Origin of the sequence: Imperialibacter sp. EC-SDR9, from assembly GCF_902498805.1 — a bacterium.
Classification (GTDB): Bacteria; Bacteroidota; Bacteroidia; order Cytophagales; family Cyclobacteriaceae; genus Imperialibacter.
In genome coordinates, this window is record NZ_LR701573.1 from 131,812 (window position 1) to 150,809 (window position 18,998).

13 protein-coding genes and 1 tRNA gene are annotated in these 18,998 nt (G+C 46.8%); 9 read left to right on the plus strand and 5 right to left on the minus strand.

The genetic code is table 11. The features are described 5' to 3' along the window. The first annotated feature begins 178 nt into the window (after positions 1 to 178). A complete protein-coding gene (locus GC130_RS00665; protein WP_151996314.1) occupies positions 179 to 2,860 on the plus strand; it encodes a c-type cytochrome in 2,682 nt (893 codons plus the stop codon). Positions 2,861 to 3,241: 381 nt separating this feature from the next. On the opposite strand, the gene GC130_RS00670 is transcribed toward GC130_RS00665, so the two are convergent. The 3 genes from GC130_RS00670 to mltG form a co-directional block, all read right to left on the minus strand. Beyond that, positions 3,242 to 3,326, minus strand: a tRNA-Ser gene (locus GC130_RS00670). A gap of 338 nt (positions 3,327 to 3,664) precedes the next feature. Continuing rightward, the gene (locus GC130_RS00675; RefSeq protein ID WP_151996315.1) at positions 3,665 to 4,078 is read right to left on the minus strand and encodes a thioesterase family protein; all 414 of its coding nucleotides are present in this window, start codon (positions 4,076 to 4,078) and stop codon (positions 3,665 to 3,667) included. 2 nt (positions 4,079 to 4,080) lie between these two features. Beyond that, entirely contained in the window at positions 4,081 to 5,118 is a 1,038-nt protein-coding gene (gene mltG / locus GC130_RS00680; RefSeq protein ID WP_151996316.1) for an endolytic transglycosylase MltG, read from the minus strand. Between the two features lie 129 nt (positions 5,119 to 5,247). Between mltG and GC130_RS00685 the strand changes: the two genes are divergently transcribed. The 3 genes from GC130_RS00685 to GC130_RS00695 all read left to right on the plus strand — a co-directional run bounded on the left by GC130_RS00685 (position 5,248) and on the right by GC130_RS00695 (position 9,200). Further along, on the plus strand, positions 5,248 to 5,877 hold the full coding sequence (locus tag GC130_RS00685) for an L-threonylcarbamoyladenylate synthase (protein ID WP_151996317.1): 630 nt from the start codon (positions 5,248 to 5,250) through the stop codon (positions 5,875 to 5,877). Further along, the gene (locus tag GC130_RS00690) at positions 5,877 to 6,521 is read left to right on the plus strand and encodes a WbqC family protein (protein WP_151996318.1); all 645 of its coding nucleotides are present in this window, start codon (positions 5,877 to 5,879) and stop codon (positions 6,519 to 6,521) included. Before GC130_RS00685 ends, GC130_RS00690 begins: the two co-directional genes overlap by 1 nt. Positions 6,522 to 6,647: 126 nt before the next feature. Beyond that, positions 6,648 to 9,200 (plus strand): ATP-dependent Clp protease ATP-binding subunit, encoded by a 2,553-nt coding sequence (locus GC130_RS00695; protein WP_151996319.1) that lies wholly within the window; start codon positions 6,648 to 6,650, stop codon positions 9,198 to 9,200. Between the two features lie 251 nt (positions 9,201 to 9,451). Here GC130_RS00695 and GC130_RS00700 read toward each other — a convergent pair whose 3' ends face one another. Both GC130_RS00700 and fabG read right to left on the minus strand, forming a co-directional pair. Beyond that, complete coding sequence (locus GC130_RS00700; protein WP_151996320.1) at positions 9,452 to 11,539, minus strand: DUF3488 domain-containing protein; 2,088 nt, start codon at positions 11,537 to 11,539, stop codon at positions 9,452 to 9,454. 156 nt (positions 11,540 to 11,695) lie between these two features. Further along, positions 11,696 to 12,442 carry a 3-oxoacyl-[acyl-carrier-protein] reductase gene (gene fabG, locus GC130_RS00705; protein WP_151996321.1) on the minus strand — a complete coding sequence of 249 codons (747 nt, stop codon included), beginning with the start codon at positions 12,440 to 12,442 and terminating at the stop codon, positions 11,696 to 11,698. A 260-nt stretch (positions 12,443 to 12,702) separates the two neighbouring features. Here fabG and lpdA point away from each other — a divergent pair, with 260 nt between their 5' ends. From lpdA to GC130_RS00730, 5 genes are all read left to right on the plus strand, one after another. After that, a complete protein-coding gene (gene lpdA, locus GC130_RS00710) occupies positions 12,703 to 14,097 on the plus strand; it encodes a dihydrolipoyl dehydrogenase (protein ID WP_151996322.1) in 1,395 nt (464 codons plus the stop codon). Between the two features lie 10 nt (positions 14,098 to 14,107). Continuing rightward, a complete protein-coding gene (locus tag GC130_RS00715; protein WP_226940352.1) occupies positions 14,108 to 14,668 on the plus strand; it encodes an RNA polymerase sigma factor in 561 nt (186 codons plus the stop codon). Continuing rightward, entirely contained in the window at positions 14,658 to 15,461 is an 804-nt protein-coding gene (locus GC130_RS00720; protein ID WP_151996323.1) for an anti-sigma factor domain-containing protein, read from the plus strand. The genes GC130_RS00715 and GC130_RS00720 overlap by 11 nt, the downstream gene beginning before the upstream one ends. A gap of 362 nt (positions 15,462 to 15,823) precedes the next feature. Further along, on the plus strand, positions 15,824 to 18,271 hold the full coding sequence (locus GC130_RS00725) for an ABC transporter permease (protein WP_151996324.1): 2,448 nt from the start codon (positions 15,824 to 15,826) through the stop codon (positions 18,269 to 18,271). 120 nt (positions 18,272 to 18,391) lie between these two features. Continuing rightward, a complete protein-coding gene (locus GC130_RS00730) occupies positions 18,392 to 18,991 on the plus strand; it encodes an RNA polymerase sigma-70 factor (protein ID WP_226940353.1) in 600 nt (199 codons plus the stop codon). Positions 18,992 to 18,998 lie beyond the last annotated feature (7 nt).

Genomic DNA, 18,998 nt, shown 5'->3' on the forward strand with positions numbered 1-18,998 from the left:
AAAATAAAATGTCACCCTAGCCTCGAAACTTTATGAGGTCTCCCCGGTGAAAGCCAGGGGCTGCCTGCCACCAACGAATTGTTATCAACACTGATTACCTTTGGGGGAATAAGTAGTGGTTGATCTGAAAGTATTTTTTAGATTTAGTTCTTATCCTAAACACCTAACATTAAACTGCATGAAGTTCACCATTTCCCAGAGAATACTAGCAGGATTGTCTGCCGCTCTTTTTGTAAGTCTTTTCTCAGCCTGCGAGGAAAAGAAAGAAGCTGAAACAAAGCCTGTTCATCCCAAGGTTGCCAAGCTGAAGCTGCTGCCCGGTTTTGAGGCTGAGCATTTGTACAGCCCTTCCGAGAACGAAAACGGCTCGTGGGTGGCTATGACGTTCGACGACAAGGGGCGCATGATCACCTCCGACCAGTATGGCTGGCTCTACAGGCTGGAAATTCCAGCCAAAGAGTCGGGGGACTCACTCAGGATAGAACGGCTGAAAGTAGGTGATCTTAAACCGGCCTTAAATGATACTTCTGCTTTCAAAATAGGCATGGGCTACGCCCAGGGGCTGCTCTATGCTTTCAATAGTTTGTATGTGATGGTCAACCACTGGGGCAATGAGGAGTTCGAAAAAACAAGCGGCCTCTACAGGCTACAGGATTTGGATGGTGATGATCAGTTTGAATCGATCACATTAATTAAGTCTTTGCATGGCGCAGGCGAGCATGGGCCTCACAGTGTTGTGCTGGCACCCGATGGAAAATCTATTTATGTAGTTGCTGGTAACCATACCGACGTGCCGGAAATGGATGCTTACAGATACCCGAAAGTGTGGCAGGAGGATAATTTGTTTCCATTGATCAAGGATCCACGAGGCCACGCCAACGACCGCATGGCGCCGGGTGGCTGGGTTGCCAAAATAAACCCCGAAGGAACGACATGGGAGCTGGTTAGCGTCGGCTACCGCAATCCTTTTGACATTGCTTTCAATGAGCAGGGCGAGCTTTTCACCTACGATTCGGACATGGAGTGGGACTTTGGCATGCCGTGGTACCGCCCTACCCGCATATGCCACGTAACCAGCGGCAGCGAATATGGCTGGCGCACGGGCAACAGCAAGTGGTCGCCCGACTATCCGGACAATCTGTCACCAGTGATCAATATTGGCCAGGGCTCACCCACTAACCTCATCCACGGAAAAAATGCTAAGTTTCCGGCCAGGTACCAGAAAGCACTGTTTGCTTCCGATTGGAGCTTCGGTATTATCTACGCTATTTTTCTGAGCCCTGACGGGGCTTCTTACACCGCAGAGCCGCAAGAATTCCTGTCTGGTGTTCCCCTACCGCTCACAGACGGTATTTTCGGGCCTGACGGCTCATTGTATTTTCTCACAGGAGGTCGTCGGTTAGAGTCGGATCTTTACAGAGTAGCCTACACAGGCGACGAGTCGGTAGCAGCTCCGGCTGTTGCAGCAGCCACCGAACCCGCTGCCCTAAGAAAGCAGCTGGAAGCCTACCATGGAGCACCTCAGGCCGGAGCGGTTGACTTTGCCTGGCCTTATCTTAGCCATGAAGATCGATTTGTTCGCTATGCAGCAAGAATGGCTGTAGAGCACCAGCCTGTTAGTGAATGGCAGGCCAAAGCGCTGGCGGAAAGGCAGCCTGTGGCATTGACGCAGTCGATGATTGCCCTTTCCAGACATGGCAATAAAAACCAGAAAGATGCAGCATTGAAAGCACTGGCATCGGTAGATTATAAGGCGCTCAGTGAAATGCAACAAATCGATCTTTTGCGAGCCATGGAACTGGTGATGCTAAGAATGGGTGCACCAACAGGCGGAGTGAAAACGCAAGTGGTGGCCTATTTGAATGAGGCTTACCCAGCCAACTCCAATAAGCTGAACCGTGGACTTAGCAAGCTTTTGGTTTACCTGGATGATCCAAAAGGAACCGAGAAAACACTCGCTTTACTCGAAAATGCTAAGGACGATCCGATAGAAAAAACTGCCAGCGCATCGTCCGACCTTATTTTGAGAAACCCGCAATATGGTATGGACATCGCCGGCATGCTGTCCAAAGTGCCACCGGCGCAGCAAACCTACCTGGCCACCGTGCTAAGTGAAGCTAAATCAGGCTGGACGGCCGACACTCAGCAGAAGTACTTTGAATGGTTCAACAAGGCGTTTGGCTACAAGGGAGGCGTGAGCTATGTCGGTTTTATCAACAAGGCCAGGCAGGCAGCACTCACCCATGTGCCCAAAGACAAGCTAGCGTATTACGACAAGCTTTCTGGCGGTGACCTGCTAACGAACTCAGGTAACGACCTGGCCAGCAATGCCCCATCACCTAAAGGCCCCGGTAGAAACTGGACAGTTGATGAAGCGCTGCCATTGATTGAGGGAGATTCAAGTGTTAGAAACTTTCTGCAAGGCAAAAATATGTACGCTGCCACCAGATGCATTTCTTGTCATTCGATGCAAGGTGAAGGTGGCGGCATTGGCCCTGACCTGACCCAGCTGGGCACGAGATTTTCAAAGAAAGACATGCTGGAAGCGATCATCGACCCCAACAAGGTGGTGTCTGATCAGTATGCGTCCACTGTGTTCACCATGAAAGACGGCAGCTCCATTGTCGGGCGGTTGACCAACGAAACGGACGAAGCCTATGTTATTTTCCAGAACCCATTTGCACCGGAAGTAACCCGCACAATCCCTAAGACCGAGGTGGTGAGCACAAAGTACTCTTATATTTCGCTGATGTTCCCCGGGTTGGTGAACAGGCTGAACGAGGAAGAGTTGAAAGACCTGCTGGCCTACTTAATGGCAGGGGGTAACGAGGGGAACGAAGTGTTTAAGGCTGGGGAGTAAGGGGATTGGTGAGTGGAGACACTCACCAAAACAATCATGGTTGTGGCCTCGTGTCTTTATGTGCCACTGCGGGCTTGAACAGGCACATCCAGGGTGAGGTTTTCAGGGATCAAGCGGAAAAGCTGGGGATTACCCTTCAAACCCAATATTCCGAGTGGTCATAAAAAAGCAAAAACTGGTTCAATGCGTCTCGCCCGGCCGGGACAGGCTTGGACCTTTTGCTTCTTTATGATCTCCAATCGCTGAATAGAATAACTCTATTTTTGAGTTTTACTCCCCAGATTTATTGCTTGATCCAGAATCCGCCTCTCAGATGTCGGTACCATCGCCGGTACCAAAAAAGAAAAAGCCCCTCATACTTTATGTATTTGGGGCTTTTTGCAGAGGAGGAGGGATTCGAACCCCCGGAACCTCGCAGTTCAACGGTTTTCAAGACCGCCGCATTCGACCGCTCTGCCACTCCTCTAATTAAAATTCCGTCTGAGGTTTCAAGGCATCTACAGACAAGTCTGCCACTCCTTTACTTGGTCGTTCTTCAAACGGATTGCAAATGTAGTGGTTTGGGTGATATATGCCAATAGGCAGGAAGAAAAAAAGTATTCAGTGATCAGTAAGTAGTAGATAGTAGAGAGCCGCATCACTTTATGCACTTTAAATCTTCGTACTCGCCGCAAACTAAGCACGCCACTGATTACTGAATATTTCCTGCCATTTACCACTTATAGTTGAGATTAGAGCTGCTTTTGAACTTTCAGGTGATTGAAGACGCACCTCATTGGTACCCCACCTATTACTGTATACTCCTTACTGATTACCAAAAAAAGGCTCCAGCAGCTTCCCCATCACCTCAGGCATGCGCATGGGCCTGTTGGTTTCCATGTTGATAAACACCAGTGTAGTTTCTCCCTCATTGATCAGCTTACCAGCTTCATTCAATATCTCATATTGAAATAGAATTTTCAGCGTCGGCTTTTTGGGGATCACCACCTTAATAGTCAGCAGCTCGTCGTAGCGGGCAGGCAGCAGGTAACGGGTGTGCAGCTCCAGCACAGGCAGCATCACGCCCATTTCTTCCAGCTTTTTGTAAGAGAACCCTAGTGACCTTATGCATTCCACCCTCGCTACTTCATAGTAGGCAGCATAGTTGCCATAGTAAGCGTAGCCCATTTGGTCTGTTTCGGCGTAGCGTACCCTGAGCTGAGTTTCGTGGGTATACATGCTTAGCGGAATATTTTAGCTTTGTTCAATGCGTCCTGAAAGCGTTTTGCATTCTTGTTGTGATCAATAAGGTTGGTGGCAAACGCATGATAACCCGAAAAATCTTCTCGGGCACACATATACAGATACTTATGCTTTTCGTAGTTCAGCACGGCGTCAATATTCTGAATGGTAGGCATGTTGATAGGGCCCGGAGGCAAGCCAGCATTCCTGTAGGTGTTGTAGGGCGAATCTATTTCGAGGTCTTTGAGGAGTAGTCGCTGGATGGCGAAGTCGCCAAGGGCGAATTTGAGCGTAGGGTCAGCCTGAAGGGGCATGCCTTTCTTTAGGCGGTTGAGATACAGCCCGGCAATGGTGGCACTTTCCTCGCCCTTAATGGATTCGGCCTGCACAATAGCGGCCAGCGTGGATACCTGCACGGGCGTCATTCCCAGGGCATCGGCCTTTTCTTTCCTTTGTGCACTCCAGAATTTGGTGTACTCACTGTGCATCCTGTCCAGAAATGCCTTGCCCGTAATGGTCCAATACAACTCGTAGGTGTTTGGAATAAACATGCTGATGAACGTTTGCTGGGTGAAGCCATAAGCCTCAGCCACCGAGTCACTAAGCAACAAAGCCCTGAGTTCCTCTTCCGACATCATCAGGTTTTTGCTCAGCTTCTCAGGCAACTCACTCATGAGGCGCACATTGCTAAAGGTGATGTCAACAGGTTGTTGCAGCCCCGCCCGAAGCATCCTGATGGCATCGATATTGCTCATGTCTTTTCGGATAATATAATACCCTGGCTTCACAGCCTCATGGTAGTTCATCAGCTTGGCAAGGAAGCTGAACGAGACCAGATCGGTTACATAACCATTGTCGTACAGCGAGTTTTGCACATCTTTGAATGTGGCTTCTTTCTCAATAATGAATGGCTTGTCTCCTTCTGTTTCGGTTAAAAAATTGGGAGTAAAAAGCACCTGATAAGCGTAAAAAGCAAATGATGATACCAGGGTGGAAAATACCACTATTGCCCCAACCAATACGTTGCGTTTTGTCATACCCGTTTAACTTCAGTTAACTTAGCGGCTTCAAAGTTTAGTGTATTTAACAGGATTTGGAATTTTTTGATGCAAAAAGATTCTTTTCGGGCCAGAAAATGTTTCTAAAGGAGGCAAAGAGCTAACCATATGAGTGCAGAGTTGATAAGAATACACCCCGATAATCCCGATATGAGGAAGATCGATCAGGTGGTGGAGATATTGAGAAACGGAGGAGTTATCATTTACCCAACCGACACAGTGTACGGCATGGGGTGCGATATTTTCAATCAGAAAGCCATTGAGAAAATTTTGCGTATCAAGGGCCTGAAAATGAAGAATGCCAACCTGTCTTTCATTTGTTACGACCTTAGCCATATTTCCGAATACACCCGCCACCTGAGCACGCCGGTTTTTAAAGTGATGAAGAAAGCGCTCCCAGGGCCTTTTACATTCATTTTGGAAGCCAGCAGCCGTGTGCCAAAAATTTTGCATGCCAATAAAAAAACGGTCGGTATCAGGGTGCCAAACCACAATATTCCCAGAGAAATAGTAAATGTGCTGGGCAACCCGATTATCACTACCTCCATTCACGATGAGGACGAGGTTGTTGAGTATTCAACCGATCCGGGTCTCATTTTTGAAAAATACGAAGACCTGGTAGACGCAGTGATTGACGGCGGCTATGGCAACAATGTACCCAGTACCATAGTGAATTGTGTTGACGACGAGTTTGAGGTGATCAGAGAAGGGCTTGGAGACTTTAACCAGTTCTTGTAGTGGGCGCAGAGAAAATTGTGGTTTGTGAGTTTCCGCTATTGCCGTGCATTGAATACTTCGCTGTTTGGGAAAGCTTCGACAAAGTGATTTTCGATGTGCATGAAAATTACATCAAGCAGTCTTACAGAAACAGGTGCATCATCCTTGGGGCCAACGGCCCTCTGGCGCTTACGGTGCCCGTGCGCCACACAGCTCCCAAAATTCCCTTTCACGAGGTGTTGATTGACAACACCATTCCATGGCAGCGGCCTTTCTGGAAGGGCATCCTTTCCGCTTATGGCAAGTCGCCTTTCTTCGAATTTTTCGGCGAGGATTTTGAAGCGGCGATTCTGCGTCCGACAGACAGGCTGCTTGATTTTAATGAAAAGTTGCTGTCATTATGTCTGAAATGCGCCGGACTGTCAGACAAATTTTTACAGTCAGAAAAATATTTATTGGCAAAAGATTTTGATTTTACCGATTTCAGGTCGAAAATTAGCCCCAAGAGCACTAATGGGGAAATTGATCATTTCGTGCCTGCTGTGTACCAGCAAAACTTTGGCAGCGAATTTGTCCCTAACCTCTCCATTCTCGATTTAATCTTTTGCGAAGGCCCTAATGCATTACATATTATTAAGAAGTCCTCAGTAAAGTGGCCTTATTAGCTTAGTAAATTGTGAACTGAACATTTGGGAGAAGGGCGTTGTTAAATAGATTCAAATCGACCATCAATTAGTAGTAATTGCGCTGCTAAAAAATTATTTTTACTCTAATACAGGATATACCATTTTATGGAAGCAAAATTTTCTAATAGAGTCAAAGAGGTAATTTCTCTAAGCCGGGAAGAGGCGCTCCGTCTCGGGCATGACTATATAGGCACTGAACATTTATTGTTGGGGATGATTAGAGAAGGCGAAGGTGTAGCTGTAGGCTTGCTGAAGAAACTGGGCGTTTCTCTGGAGGAGCTTCGCACTGCTCTGGAGCAGGCAACCAAAGGCACTGCCACCAGTAATGTAAAAAACCTCGCCAACATACCCCTGACCAGGCAGTCAGAGAAAGTGCTTAAAATCACTTATTTGGAGGCAAAAATATTTAAGAGTCAGTTGATTGGCACCGAGCACTTATTGCTTTCTATCCTGAGAGATGAAGACAATATAGCAACTCAAATTCTTGAGAAATTTGACGTAACATACGAAGTCGTGAAAGAGCTATTGGAATATCAAACTGAAAATCCGTTGGCATCGTCAGACACTGATGATACTGACGACGATTCCTCTTCAAGAATATTTGGCAGCAGCGGAAGTGGGTCTGCCGGAAGAGGAGAGGCTGGTGCGGCAAAAGGCGGGGAGAAATCCAGAACGCCTGTACTCGACAATTTTGGCAGAGACCTGACCAAGATGGCCGAGGATGACAAGCTTGACCCAATTGTAGGTCGTGAGAAAGAAATTGAAAGGGTGGCACAAATCCTTAGCCGCCGTAAAAAGAACAACCCCATTCTCATTGGTGAGCCAGGCGTTGGTAAAACAGCCATTGCTGAAGGCCTTGCGCTGAGAATCGTTCAGAAGAAAGTGTCGAGAGTGCTCTTTAATAAGAGAGTAGTAACGCTTGACCTTGCTTCGCTGGTAGCCGGCACAAAGTACCGTGGGCAGTTCGAAGAGCGAATGAAGGCGGTGATGAATGAGATAGAGAAATCACCTGACGTAATTCTTTTCATCGATGAGCTGCATACCATAGTAGGTGCAGGGGGTGCATCAGGGTCACTTGATGCTTCCAACATGTTCAAACCAGCTTTGGCCAGAGGCGAAATACAATGCATCGGAGCCACTACGCTTGATGAGTACCGTCAATATATTGAGAAAGATGGTGCGCTTGCCCGTCGTTTTCAGGTAGTTATGGTGGATGCCACTACGGTGGAAGAAACCATGCAGATACTGAACAACATCAAAGACAAGTACGAGTCGCATCACCATGTGAATTATACACCAGAAGCAATTGCATCGTGTGTGCTTTTGTCCGACAGGTATATCAGCGACAGGTTCCTGCCCGACAAGGCCATCGACGTGATGGATGAGGCTGGTGCCCGTGTTCACATTAACAATATCCATGTTCCTGAAGACATCGTGCAGTTGGAGGAGCGGATAGAAGATGTGAAGAAGGAGAAGAACAGGGTGGTAAAAAGCCAGAAGTACGAGGAGGCGGCTCAGCTGAGAGACAAGGAGAAGAAACTGATAGAGGAGCTGGAAAATGCCAAGACTCGCTGGGAAGAAGAGACTAAGTCGAAGCGTTATGCAGTTGACGAGGAAAGCGTAGCGGAAGTAATAGCCATGATGACCGGCATTCCTGCCAGCAGGGTAGCTCAGAAGGAAGGCAATAAATTGCTGAAAATGGGTGAAGAGCTGGCTGGCAAAGTAATTGGTCAGGAAGAGGCTATCAAGAAACTGGTAAGGTCTATTCAGCGCACGAGAGTAGGTTTGAAGGATCCTAAGAAGCCTATCGGATCTTTTGTTTTCCTTGGTCCTACAGGTGTTGGAAAAACCGAACTGGCAAAAGTGCTTTCTACTTACCTTTTCGATAAAGACGATTCGCTGGTGCGCATCGACATGAGCGAATACATGGAGAAATTCTCTGTATCGAGACTTGTGGGAGCGCCTCCCGGATATGTTGGCTATGAAGAAGGCGGTCAATTGACTGAAAAAGTGCGCCGTAAGCCTTATGCTGTGGTGCTACTCGACGAGATTGAGAAAGCACACCCAGATGTGTTTAACATCCTGTTGCAAGTGCTCGATGACGGTATTCTTACTGATGGACTTGGTAGAAGAGTCGATTTCAGAAATACAATTATTATCATGACCTCCAATATTGGTGTGCGTGATTTGAAGGATTTCGGAGCGGGCATTGGTTTTGCCACTCAGTCGAGACAAAACAGCATGGATGAGGTGATGAAGTCGACCATCCAGAATGCTTTGAAGAAAACCTTCAGCCCTGAATTCTTGAACAGGTTAGACGATATCATCATCTTCAATAGTCTTGAAAGAGAGCATATCCATAAGATCATCGACATCACTCTTGGTAAGCTGTTCAGGAGAATCACAGACCTTGGCTATCAGGTGGAGCTGACGGAAAAGGCAAAGGATTTCTTGTCGGACAAGGGCTATGATCCACAATATGGTGCAAGACCGCTAAACCGGGCTATTCAGAAATACCTGGAAGATCCTGTGGCTGAAGAAATTCTTAGAGGTGAAATTGAGGAGGGGGACGTTATCCTTGCCGATCATGTAACCGACGCCGAGCAGTTGGTGATTTCGCTGAAAAAGAAGAAAGTGAAGAAAGAAAAGAAAGAGTAACTGAAGTAAATACTCAAATAGAATTAGCTAAGCCAGAGGTCTCACTTCTGGCTTTTGTTTTTTAATAGCTGCCTGAATACTTTCTGGTAAACCACTTCTGCCACCACCAGACTACAAAAGTTTATTAAGACAGCCCTGGGCAATGGCTTGCAGCTTAGTTGGAAGGGGTATTTACGCTACTGACCCAAACCAAACTTTTGTAGTCTTTATTCAAATTAATCCCGGTTTAATCAAGTGATGAGGACTTAGTTTCAATAGCTGCCCGAATATTTTCGGGTAAACCACTCTGCTGACAGCAGTACCAGGAGGATAGTGAAGATCCACCAGAGATGAATAATCGGAAGGTAGTTTTCTGAGCTGTAAATCCTGCCTTTTGGTTGCAGTGCGGTGAGGTCGGCGATCATGGCGTCAACCTGATTGGCTGCGTAAAACTTACCGCCTGTGCTTGCTGACAACTCTCTCAAAACATTAAAATTGGCTGTCAGCTGTAGGTTTTCAAGGTCGAGCTTTCTTATTGTAAACTGACCCGAGGCAAGCTCCCTGTTCCCGTTTACCATGGCACTGGCTTCAAACTTATAAATACCATCTTTCAATCCATTGAGCCGGAATCGGGTATTTCCCGGCGCAGTAGTATAGTTGTAGTTGGTTACGCTTCCATCGGCATAGGTCAGCTTTAGCTCCACCTCTGTGCCATAAACAGGCTCGAAGACGTCGTTATAGGTTTCAGTTTGAAAAATGATCTGCTCGTTGTCGAAAAATTCAGTTTTTGTCGTGTACACCCGAAACTTCCTTTTGTCTTCTTTAGAGCTCAGGTATTGTGCCGTTTTCAGCACGAGATTATCAAATGCTACATAATTATCTGTTCTCGAGTACTCCTGCATGCGCCATTGCCAAAGGCCTTCACCTAAAGTCACCGCTTGCTTGGGCAGCTGGTTTTGTGAGAAAAACCACATGGGCCGGGGTGTGGTAATAGCGCCTACTTTCTGGAACAAAGCCACAGCTACACCACCACTTATTTGATAGTCACCGTATGGAACCGTGACTGGGGTGTAGTAAGAATTGACTATCCCTTTCCACTCACTTTCGAACGTGAAAAGCTGAAAGGCATCATTGTATGCTGGCCTGACCTGGTCTGATTCATTTCTCGTTCTCTCCACCTTGAAGAGGGTATTTTGATTGTTGGCTTCTGCCCACAAAGTAGTGCTGCCCAGCACATACCAGGCACTCATGTTTTCATTTTTCACTCTCTCTAACAAAGCAGCTAGTCTTCGCTGTCTTTCGAAAGGGGAGATGAGGATAACGAGGTCAAATACGTCGGTAGGCAGCTCTTTGTCTACCATCGGCACATAGGTTTTTACTTCGTAGTTCTCATTTTTCGATATGGCAGCCTTAAGGGCCTTGATGTCGGGGTGGGGAGCGCCGGAAGCAATGAGGATTTTTTCTTTGCCCTCTACAATGTCGATGTATATGTCCTGCCGGTTGTTGGAAAGAATCGTTTCTTCAGGATGGGTCGATACTTGAACTACGTAGTGCTGAAGGCCTTTCTGCTCGGCGGGCACCTGAAAGTCGGCGTTGAGAAGCTCACCACCGCCGCCTTTAATTCTTTGCGTGCTGATTATTTTCCCGTCTTTTAAAATGGAGACTTCCAACTCTCCTGTTTCAATGCCTTGGTTAATTATCTCTGCCCGCACTGGGAAAAGGTTTCCCTGATAAGCGATTTTGTTGAACTGAACATTGTTCAAAATGAGATCCTTTACAGGAATTGTGTCTCCAACGCCCAGCGTATAAACTTTGCCGGTAAAGTTGAGATACTGGGGAGCCATGCCCTTGTTGTAGATGCCATCAGATACTATCAGTGCACCTGCAAACGCTCTTCCTTCGAATTCGGTTTGCCACTCTCTGAGGAGCGTTGAAAGGTCGGTTGTTTTCTGGTCAAAAGGTGTGCCTTCAAACTTTGAAAGGTCTTCGTTGTTGAGGTTCCTTCTTTCTACTGTAATGTCTTTTGCACCTAGTGCGGCAGCCAGCTGATCCACTTGCCTGGACACGGCCAAAAGCTGAGTAGAGTCTAAACCGCTGGCAACCGAAGTGGAGTTATCGAGTGCAAGGACGAAAATGGGTTCTTCTACCTGATTAAGTACAAGCCTGAGAAAAGGGCTGAGCAACAAAATGGCCAGGAAGCTTACCAGCAGAAAACGAATGCTGAAAAGGATGCGGTTTGTCAGTGTTGACCAGGTTGATTTTTTCTGGTACAGCAAAAAAGCATAAAGCAAACCCAAAGCACAGCACGCCAAAATCCACCAGGGAGAATGTTCGAACAGTAAATTATTGTTTTCTGTCATTTGGCTCTTTAAGACACATCAATGATAACGAAGTGCACCGCAAAAGGGTGTTGGAAGTTACTGTAAATTTGGTGAGCGGCACGCTGGGTTATGTTAACCGGTAATCGGCGATGAGTGACCGGTGTGGTTGCAAAGCCGATTACCGAGTCAAAGGTTTTAGGTCAGCAGACCACCATCGACCTGGATCACCTGGCCTGTGATGTAGGTTGACATGTCGGAGGCAAGAAAGATGCAAGCATTGGCCACATCTTCGGGCTGGCCACCTCTTTTCAAGGGAATAGCATCTCTCCACGACTGAACTATTTTTTCGTCAAGCACATCAGTCATTTCAGTTTCTATAAAACCTGGAGCTATGGCATTGGATCTGATATTGCGGGAGCCAAACTCCAGGGCTACGGATTTGGTGAAGCCTATGATGCCTGCCTTGGAAGCAGCATAGTTCGCCTGGCCTGCATTGCCTTTGAGACCAACCACTGAGGTCATGTTGATGATGCTGCCACTTTTTTGCTTCAAAAAGGGCTTGGTGGCGGCCTTCACTGTGTTAAAGCAAGATTTCAGGTTCACCTGAATTACCTTGTCCCACTGCTCTTCGCTCATTCTCATCAGCAGTGTGTCGGCTGTGATGCCGGCGTTGTTTACCAGCACGTCGAGTCTTCCAAAGTCGGTTACTACTGAGTTGATCAGCTCTTCAGCCGCCTGAAAGTCACTGGCATCCGATCTGTAGCCTTTGGCTGTTACACCTTTTGCCGACAGCTCTTTTTCGAGCGCCTGGCCTTTTTCCACACTTGACAGATAAGTAAAAGCTACAGTAGCACCTTGCTCAGCGAAGGCCAGTGCAATAGATTTACCAATACCTTTTGAAGCGCCGGTAATGAGGGCGACTTTTCCTTCCAATAGTTTCATTATATAAAGTTGTTTAATTCACTCCGAACCTACCTTCCTATAAAGTGGTTCTATTTAAAACCTTCAAACAAGGACGTCGATACGGGCTCATTTGAGTGCTCATGTAAAGTCGAAATAAGCATATTAAGACCTCTTATACAAATGACCCGCTTGATGGTTTCGGGAAAGAAATTACGATATATAATGTAAATTTTTTTCTCCAGCCAAACGGTTTAAATTTGCCGCCAGACTATATTTTAAATTGACATAAACATATTCAAATGGCTACGAAATACGATTTGATTGTTATTGGGAGTGGACCCGGAGGCTATGTGGCCGCTATCAGGGCCTCTCAACTGGGAATGAAAGTAGGTGTGGTAGAACGTGATGAGCTGGGCGGAATTTGCCTCAACTGGGGCTGTATACCTACCAAAGCCCTACTTAAAAGTGCCCAGGTATTTGAATATATCAATCATGCCAAAGACTACGGTATCTCAGTAAAAGGCGCCGAGGCAGATTTTGATGGCATGGTGAAGAGAAGCCGGGATGTAGCCAACGGAATGAGCAAAGGCATCCAGTTCCTTTTTAAAAAGAATAAAATCGATCACATCGAAGGATTCGGTAAGCTAAAGAAAAACAAGACAGTCGAAGTAACTGCCAAAGACGGTAAGAAGACGGACTACCAGGCTGACCACATCATAGTGGCAACCGGAGGTCGTTCACGTGAATTGCCGGCATTGCCCATCGATAATGAAAAAATTATCGGCTATAGAAAGGCCATGACGCTTGACAAAAAGCCACAAAGCATGGTGGTGGTAGGTTCGGGCGCCATCGGCGTTGAGTTTGCGTACTTCTACAAGTCAATTGGGGTGGACGTCACCGTCGTAGAGTTTCTCCCCAATATTGTGCCACTGGAAGATGAAGAAGTTTCTAAGCAGCTGGAAAGAATCTTTAAGAAAGCCGGCATGACCATCATGACCAACTCGGAAGTAACCAAGGTCGACACCAAAGGCAAGAAATGCAAAGTGACTGTGAAAACGCAAAAAGGTGAAGAAAACCTTGAGTGTGATGTGGTACTGTCTGCCGTAGGTATTTCTACCAATCTTGAAGGAATAGGTCTGGAGGATGTGGGCGTTGCTACCGACAGAGGTAAAGTGCTGGTAGATGATTACTACAAAACGAATATACCAGGCATTTATGCCATCGGCGATATTGTGAAGGGCCAGGCGCTGGCGCACGTTGCTTCTGCCGAGGGTATTATCTGCGTAGAGAAAATTGCAGGGCATCACCCTGAACCGCTGGATTACAACAATATCCCTGGTTGTACCTACTGCTCGCCAGAAGTGGCTTCTGTAGGCTACACCGAAAAGGCTGCCAAAGAAGCCGGGTATGAGCTGAAGGTGGGCAAGTTTCCGTTCTCAGCCTCAGGCAAAGCCAAAGCCGCCGGAGCCGCCGACGGATTTGTGAAACTAATTTTTGATGCCAAATACGGCGAGCTGCTTGGTGCACATATGATCGGTGCTAACGTGACGGAAATGATCGCTGAAATTGTTACAGCGAGAAAGCTTGAAACCACAGGCCATGAAATTATCAAATCGGTACACCCTCACCCGACTATGTCTGAAGCGGTGATGGAAGCAGCAGCAGCGGCTTACGACGAGGTAATTCATTTGTAAAAAGCGGTAGTTGAGCGGAAGAACCGTCTATATCATCCCGGAAGAAGAGTTAGTCCGCCGTGTTCAGGAAAAGGACAAGCTGGCTTTTGAGTACCTGTACGACAGGTACTCAAAGGCTATTTATGGTGTCGTTTTTCGAATTGTCCGAAGTGAAGAAGTAGCCTCCGAGGTGCTTAACGATGCCTTTTTGCGGTATTGGGAGCGCTCAGAAAAATACGATTCCTCTAAAGGAAAGCTGTATACCTGGATGGTGAATATTGCCCGAAACCTGGCCATTGATAAAACCCGGTCAAAAGAATTTTCTCAATCGGGTAAAACTGATTCGGTGGAGTCCTTCGTATATGCAGAGGCAGCCTTGCCAATGGAAGAAATGAAGGTGGACGGGATTGGAGTGAGGGAATTGCTCAGCAAGCTAAAACCGGATCAGGCAGAGATTGTGGACTTGATGTACTTTCAGGGATACACTCAATCGGAAATTGAAGAGAAATTCAATATTCCTCTTGGCACGGTGAAAACCAGGTTAAGGGCTGGAATGATATTGTTAAGAAAACTATTGAACGTTGACAAGTAAAGAATTCATCGAATCAGGTATACTGGAACTTTACGTTCTGGGCACGCTCTCTGCACCTGAGAAGGCTGAGGTTGAGCGTATGTGCGCTGAGCACCCTGAGGTGAAGGCTGAACTTGAGGCTGTTGAGCATGCAATGGAGTTGATGGATCAGGAGCTGGGAATTGCACCACCTGTGCCGGTTAAGCAGAAACTTTTTGACGCTCTTCCCGAGTCTACCCTGGTAGGGAAAGGTAAGCAGATACATCTCCAACCAGCCAGCGAGACGAAGAATAACTGGATGATGGCTGCTTCTGTAACCGTTGCCCTGCTTTCATTTATCGCAGCGCTATTCTATTTCCAAAAGTACAATAGCGTAAGTGGGGAATACGAAGCGCTCGTTTCTCAGAACAGCATGATGGCGCAGGAACTTAACCAGGTGAAGAATTCGCATGACCAAAACGAGCAAATGCTGGCCCTTGCCACAGACGAAAATACCAAGAGAATTCAACTGAACGCCACAAAAGAAGGCTCCAACCTTCAATTGTTTGTTTACTGGAATACCACCTCCGAAGAGGTCTACCTCGACCTTGGCAACTTAGGCACACCAGGTGACCAGCAGGATTATCAGCTTTGGGCCATTGTGGAGGGTAAGCCGATTGACATGGGAGTGATTGATTTCACTAACTCCAATAGTCTTGTGAAGATGAAGAACATCAAAGGAGCTGTAGCGTTTGCCATCACCCTTGAGCCCAAAGGAGGGCTGGAGTCACCAACGCTGGAGAACATGGTGGTGCTCGGGCAAATAACTACCTGATCTCGGGCATAGAGAAATCCAAAACTATTTCATACTTCGTAAATGACCACAATACCCCGGAAGCGACCAGGAAGAGTATTTTGAGAATAAATATGAAAGCTTGAGTTCACTGAAAGACCTCAGTTTTCACAATGTGATTGACATATAAGAAGAGCTTTACCCGAGCTGAAAAGCCATAGGTTACTAATGCTGGAAGATCCCGCCACTCGGTGGGATTTTCTTTTTATACCGTCCGATATCAGACACCTCTGTTTGATACTGGAATTGAGAAAGCGAGTCAAATATTCGTAATTAACTGAAAAACAGTAGATTATATTTTGGTACAATGGTTGTCTTAACAGGTTAGACAAAAATTTAAGGATATGCTAAAGAACATTCTAACCGTCGCCATAAGGAACCTGCTCAAGCAGCGCTTTTACTCCATTCTCAATGTGTTTGGGTTGGGTGTAGGGCTGGCTGTTTTTATGGTTATTTCTCTTTATATCGACTACCAGTTCAGCTACGATGGATTCCATGAAAAGGGTGATCGACTTTATAGGATCGATCAAACATTTATCTGGGGCGATGCATATCCGACTTTTGGTTCTACGGGGCCGGGCGTTTCCGACGCCATTCGCACAGACATTCCCGGCGTAGAGGAAACCTCTAGGGTGTACACCGTGGGTGATAAGCTCGTAAGTGTGCCTTCTCAGCAAAATGCTGTCGCCTATGAGGACAACGGAGTGGGTGCGGTGGACTCCACCTTCTTACAGCTATTCACTTTTCAAATGATTGATGGAGACTCCGAAACGGCCCTTAATGAGCCATTTTCGGTGGTCATCACCCGATCATCGGCGTTGAAATATTTTGGAAAAGTTGACGCTATGGGGCAAATCCTGAAAATAGCAGACGGTAGAACAGAGGGGCTGTTCAAAGTCACTGGTGTAATAGAGGACGTGCCTCCAAATAGCCATTTCAGCTTTAATGTACTTGCCTCTATGTCATCATTCCCGGAAGTCGCTGCCCGGAAGGCGACTTGGTTTTGGTCTGGGTTTGTCACCTATGCGTTACTGAAGGATGGCACAAATCCCGAATCAGTCAGGGAAGGTATTTTTGACCTGCCCAGCAAAAGAGCAGGCAAGGCTTATGAATCAATTACCTCTGGCGGCAAGCCCTGGCATTTGTACCTGATGCCTTTGTCTGATATATGGCTGCATTCTGTAAGTTCACCCAACCGGCTCGGCCCAACCAGTAATATTCTCTATGTGTATGTACTGTCCGCCATAGCCATTATGGTGCTTGTGCTGGCCAGTGTTAACTACATGAACATGGCCACAGCACGATCGGTCAGCAGGTCAAAAGAGGTGGGTGTGCGTAAAATGATGGGCGCATTGAAGGAGCATCTGCTTTTTCAGTTCCTGGCCGAGTCTTTTATCCTGGTTATATTTTCATCAGCATTGGCCGTAGGGCTTGTCGAGCTTTGCATCCCCTATTTCAATACCATGGCGGGCATCCAATTGTCCACCCTTGGTCTTTTCGATAGTGGCACAAAGGTCATGTTCCTGCTAATAATTATTTTTTCCACCGCCCTTCTTGCCGGCGCTTATCCAGCGTTTTATATGGCTCGCTTCAGTCCGATTCAGGCATTGAGAAAGCAGAACAAAGTGGGAAAGGGCGGCAGGCTTCTTCGTGGAGGCCTTGTCGTATTTCAGTTTGCCATATCCATTACGCTGGTCGTGCTCTCCTTTATCGTTTATGACCAGATCACGTATTTGCAAAACAGAGACATTGGTTTTGATAAGAGCAACCTAATCATTGTGCCTCAGGTGCAAAGAATGGACTCAGTGAAGCGGGTGTCGTTCAGAGAAGTACTTAGCAACAATCCTTCGGTTGCTTCGGTGGGCATGTCTACGTCGGTTCCTCCCAATATATGGGATGGTGACAGCTTCACCACCGAGGACGATCCGGAGAACGAGCAGCCCATCAACTATATGAATGTGAGTAATAATTACTTGCAAACACTGGGTGTTGAAGTGCTGCACGGCCGAATCTTTGAAGAAGGATTCCAGGCCGACCGTACGAGCGTTGTGCTGAATGAAAATGCAGTAACAGCCCTTGGCTGGAACAATGATGAGACTGTGATAGGCAAAAAGCTAGTTTACTGGGGTACCCGTTTCAACGTTATCGGTGTGATCAGAGATTTTAACTACTGGACGCTTGACAGCCCGATACAGCCGCTGGCGGTATTTCCTTATGGGGCACCTATCACCCATCAGGAGACACATTTTCTGTCCGTCAGACTGAAGCCGGAAAATAATCAAGCTGCAGACGTAAAAGACTTTCTAAGCTTTTTAACATTGCAGTGGGACGAATTTGCACCTGGCTTACCATTTAGCTATCAGTTCACTGATGCTATGTTTTTCAGCGCTTTTGAATTTGAGCAGCGCCTTGGTCAACTGTTTTCGGTATTCACCGGTTTGGCTATACTAATTGCATGTATGGGCCTACTAGGGCTGGCTTCCTATATGGCAGAAGTGCGCAACAAGGAGATTGGCATCCGGAAAGTGTTGGGGGCGTCGGTCAGTCAGCTTGTGGTGCTAATGGGTAAGGATTTCGCCCGGCTTGTGATCATTGCCTTCGCTATCTCCGTGCCGCTTGGCTGGTGGGCGGCTAATGTGTGGCTGCAAAACTATCAGTACAGAACCGCTATCAACTGGCAGGTGTTTATTTACGCTGGATTGAGTGCCCTGGTTTTGGCCGTTCTCACAGTAAGCTATCAGTCGGTAAAAACGGCTTTCAGCAACCCTGTTGATGTTTTGCACGAAGAATAGCCTTGTAAAAGCTTAAACAATATAAAGCCGGGGCGTTCCCGGCTTTTCTTTTTTTTTGGCTGGCTACTTTTGGGTTCTTAACCGTGGATGCAAGCTGTTTTGATCTAAAACTCACTATTATTGCAGGAAATAACACAGAAACTGTCAGAGCAGGTAGAACATAGTGTCCACATTGTCAATGTCGCTGACGAAAAAGTCTTCGAGGGGATTTTCCGTGAATATTATTCAGGGCTGGCTTCCTTTGCCCTCAAATATGTCAAAGACACGGAAATAGCGGAGGAAATTGTGCAGGAGCTTTTCAGCGATATATGGATCAAAACAGATCTGTTGAAAATCAAAACGTCGATAAAGTCCTACCTTTTTGGGGCCGTCAGGAATGCCTGCCTCAATTATATCAAGCACCAGAAGGTAGAGCAGAAGTATGCAGACAGAACAAGATACGTGGCGCCAGTGGGAGAGTCTACCGACTTTCTGGAACTAGAGGAGCTAAAAGAAAAGATTGCCAGTGCTATGGATAAAATCCCGGAAAAATGTCGGGAGATATTTGAGCTAAACCGGTTTGAGGGCAAAAGATATAAGGAAATTGCCGACGAACTGAACTTGTCGTTGAAAACCGTGGAGAATCAAATGGGGAAGGCGCTGAAGATTATGCGTGAAGAATTGGGGGAGTACCTTCCGGTGGTTTTATTGTTTCTGTTTTTGCATGGGGGTAAATGGTAATCTTGTT

What these genes read in the sequence shown, in the direction of transcription:
- GC130_RS00695 (WP_151996319.1), top strand. Translation starts at nt 6,648, where the DNA reads ATGGAAGCAAAATTTTCTAATAGAGTCAAAGAGGTAATTTCTCTAAGC.
- GC130_RS00725 (WP_151996324.1), top strand. Translation starts at nt 15,824, where the DNA reads ATGCTAAAGAACATTCTAACCGTCGCCATAAGGAACCTGCTCAAGCAG.
- fabG (WP_151996321.1), bottom strand. Translation starts at nt 12,442, where the DNA reads ATGAAACTATTGGAAGGAAAAGTCGCCCTCATTACCGGCGCTTCAAAA.
- GC130_RS00675 (WP_151996315.1), bottom strand. Translation starts at nt 4,078, where the DNA reads ATGTATACCCACGAAACTCAGCTCAGGGTACGCTACGCCGAAACAGAC.
- lpdA (WP_151996322.1), top strand. Translation starts at nt 12,703, where the DNA reads ATGGCTACGAAATACGATTTGATTGTTATTGGGAGTGGACCCGGAGGC.
- GC130_RS00700 (WP_151996320.1), bottom strand. Translation starts at nt 11,539, where the DNA reads ATGACAGAAAACAATAATTTACTGTTCGAACATTCTCCCTGGTGGATT.
- GC130_RS00665 (WP_151996314.1), top strand. Translation starts at nt 179, where the DNA reads ATGAAGTTCACCATTTCCCAGAGAATACTAGCAGGATTGTCTGCCGCT.
- mltG (WP_151996316.1), bottom strand. Translation starts at nt 5,118, where the DNA reads ATGACAAAACGCAACGTATTGGTTGGGGCAATAGTGGTATTTTCCACC.
- GC130_RS00685 (WP_151996317.1), top strand. Translation starts at nt 5,248, where the DNA reads ATGAGTGCAGAGTTGATAAGAATACACCCCGATAATCCCGATATGAGG.